Source organism: Paludibacterium sp. (genome assembly GCF_019232825.1).
In the GTDB taxonomy this organism is placed as follows: Bacteria; Pseudomonadota; Gammaproteobacteria; order Burkholderiales; family Chromobacteriaceae; genus Paludibacterium.
This window is the reverse complement of sequence record NZ_JAFAND010000128.1, coordinates 1-3,015: the sequence shown is the minus strand read 5'-3', so window position 1 is coordinate 3,015 and position 3,015 is coordinate 1. Positions and strand designations below refer to the sequence as shown.

At 60.1% G+C, this 3,015-nt stretch carries 4 protein-coding genes; all 4 read right to left on the bottom strand.

What is annotated here, in order from left to right:
- Window positions 1-414: hypothetical protein (locus JOZ06_RS16680; protein WP_293234465.1), on the bottom strand; the 414-nt coding region annotated here is incomplete at its 3' end.
- Window positions 415-472: 58 nt separating this feature from the next.
- Window positions 473-1,999 (bottom strand): IS66 family transposase, encoded by a 1,527-nt coding sequence (locus tag JOZ06_RS16675; RefSeq protein WP_293234463.1) that lies wholly within the window; start codon window positions 1,997-1,999, stop codon window positions 473-475.
- Window positions 2,000-2,043: 44 nt separating this feature from the next.
- Window positions 2,044-2,388: an IS66 family insertion sequence element accessory protein TnpB gene (tnpB, locus tag JOZ06_RS16670; protein ID WP_293234461.1), complete on the bottom strand. Its 345-nt coding sequence runs from the start codon at window positions 2,386-2,388 to the stop codon at window positions 2,044-2,046.
- Window positions 2,382-2,744, bottom strand: coding sequence for a transposase (locus JOZ06_RS16665; RefSeq protein WP_293234459.1), 363 nt, complete (start codon window positions 2,742-2,744; stop codon window positions 2,382-2,384). The genes tnpB and JOZ06_RS16665 overlap by 7 nt, the downstream gene beginning before the upstream one ends.
- Window positions 2,745-3,015: the final 271 nt, after the last annotated feature.

Here is a 3,015-nt window from a genome sequence, read left to right as displayed (position 1 = left end):
GGGAAGCACGTTGATGTCGCCATCACGGGCATAGTCAAGACCGTGATCCAGTAGTCGTTCCAGTTCGTCATAATGCGGCTCTGCGGGATTCAGCAAAAGCTTGATCTTGGCGCGAACCCGTTCAGCCTCCGCCACTAATTGGTTTTGAGTCAACGCATGTTGCTGCGTCTCTTGCAACACGTAACTACTGTCTGCATGTTGACGGAGTGCGGGCTCCCTACCTAGCTTCAGTTGATGCAAGTCCCACAGTCGCTTCAGACACCCGATGTACTCAGCCAGGCTATCCCGTAATGCATCTATCCATGCTTGGCGGCTTGCCGCGCGCTGCCCTACATTGGCTTGCTCACGCAATTCCTTGGCATGCTTACGGTTACTACGATCAGTAAGACAAGCGCCAGCCAACACCACTAGCACGTAAGCACCCGGCCAAGACCGTCTTGCCGGGTGTTGTCATTTGAAGCAGGGGATACGCTCAGGCTGCGCCAGGTGTTTTCGGCGCGAGGTTCCAGGGCAGCAGTTCGCTGACCCGGTTGATGGGATGATCGGCAATCGCATGGAGGACTTGGCGTAGATACGCCTCGGGATTGAGACCGTTCAATTTCGCGGTTTCGATCAAGCTGTACATCGCCGCAGCACGCTCACCACCGGCGTCCGAACCGGCAAATAGGTAGTTCTTTCGCCCCAAGGCGACACCACGCAGTGCACGTTCGGCCGCATTGTTGTCGATTTCCAAACGACCATCGTCCGCATAGCGCACCAGCGCCTGCCAGCGATTCAATGCATATAGGATCGCGGCCGTCGTTTCCGATTTGCGCGACAGCGTTTCCAGTTGCCGTTGCATCCAGGCATGAAGCTCGTCCAGGATGGGCCGGCTTTGTTGTTGGCGAACGGTTCGGCGTTGTGCGGGTGGACTGCCTCGAATCTGAGCCTCCACCGCATACAGTTGCGCGATGCGTGCCAAGACTTCGGTTGTTAGTGCCGTCGGGCGGTGTTCATGCAGTTCCTGGAACTTACGCCGCGCGTGCGCCCAACACGCCACTTCCACTACCTCGCCACCTTCGTACAGCTTGCCAAAGCCGGCGTAGCCGTCCGCTTGCAGGTGGCCGTGGAACGATTGCAGATGCGTGCGCGGGTGTTCGCCTTGGCGATCCGGGGTGTAGGCAAACCAGGCCGCGGGCGGCGTGGCATCGCCGGATGGACGACCGTCGCGCACATACACCCACAGACGGCCGGTCTTGGTTCGCCCCTTGCCCGGCGCCAACACCGGCACCGGCGTATCGTCAGCGTGCACTTTGTCGCTGTCCATGACATGTCGACGCAGCGCGTCCACCAACGGATTCAGCAACCAACGGCAATGGCCGACCCAGTCCGCCAGGGTGCTGTCGTCCAGTTCGACGCCTTCGCGCTCGTAAATCTGGCTTTGCCGGTACAACGGCAGATGGTCGGCGAACTTGCTGACCAATACATGCGCCAACAGGCCCGCGCCGGCGTAGCTGCGCGCAATCGGACGCGACACGGCGGGCGCCTGTGCCATACCGTCGCAGCCGCAGCAGGCCATCTTAGGGCGAACATGGCGAATGACGCGGAAGCTGGCCGGCACGTATTCCAGTACTTCCGACACGTCTTCGCCGATCTGGCGCCAGTCACCGCCACACTGAGGACAGTGGGTATCGTCGGGTAGATGGGTATGCGTGTCGCGCGGCAGATGATCCGGCAAAGGGCGACGAGCGTGACGTTGGGTGGTGGATTTGGGGGTGGGCGGTGTCGGTGCGACCGCTTCCGCCTCGGCGACTTGCAGCTCCTCCAGCTCCAGTTGCAATTGGTCGATCTGCCGTTCGAGCTTCTCGGAGCGGCGACCGAATAGCATACGACGCAGCTTGGCGATCAGCAGTTTGAGGCGCTCGATTTCGTGCGAACGCGAGGACACATCGGACTGGAGTTGATGGATCAGCGCCTTGAGCGCATCGATATCGTTGGGGAGCGTTGCAGTAGTCAGCATGCCAAGCATGCTGCCGCAAGCCAGCCGCAATGGGCACTGTCCGCTTAGACAGTCGTTGGCGCCCAGGTGCGCTGCGGGCGGCGCCAATCGATGCCTTCCAACAGCATGGCCAACTGCGCGGCAGTCAGGTGAATGGCACCGTTCTCGGCTGCTGGCCAGACGAAGCGGCCATGTTCCAGGCGTTTGGCGAACAAGCACAGTCCGTCCCCCGACCACCACAGGACTTTGAGGCGGTCGCCGCGTCGCCCGCGAAACACAAAGACATGACCGGAGAATGGGTTCTGTTGCAGGGTGCTTTGCACGATGGCGGCCAAGCCGTCGAAACCACGTCGCATGTCGGTGTGACCGGCAACCAGCCAGACCTGGGTGCCGGCAGGCAGACTCAGCATGCGCTCAACGCCTCGATGACCAGGCGCAAGGTGTTCGGGTCTGGCCGGCCACAAATCCGCAGCCTGCCCTTGGGCAGAATGAGCTCCAGTTGTGCGGCATCGGGTTCTGTCGTCGCTGGTTCCGGTAACACGCGAACCGGCAGTAGCGCTTGGGATGGGGCCGGCCCAAGCTTGCCTTGCCGATACAGGTGGCGCCAGTTGAAGAGCTGATTGGCGTTGAGGCCGTTCTCGCGCGCGACCCGGGCGATGGAGGCGCCGGGCGCGAAGCTGGCCTCCACAATCTGCAGTTTGAATGCCAGCGGATAGCGCCGTCGCCGTGAAGGCGAAGACAAGTCGATAGCAGTGATGTCGTTCACGATCTTAAGTGTCCATCTCATGGTGTAGATGGACATCTATTTTTATCGACTCACGAAAGATATCCAGACGGTGTTGGCCGGATGCTTACTATATTGTTGTGCCAGGATCCATTCCTCCCACTCAGGCCGCCACCAATAACCGCCTCACTAACAAAAAGCCCCGACGTCCCCCCGGTATTGAGTAGCACGTGACTTTAGAGTCCAATCCACCATGACACGGAGATTGGATATGAAGAAGCGATTCACCGAAGAACAGATCATCGGATTTCTG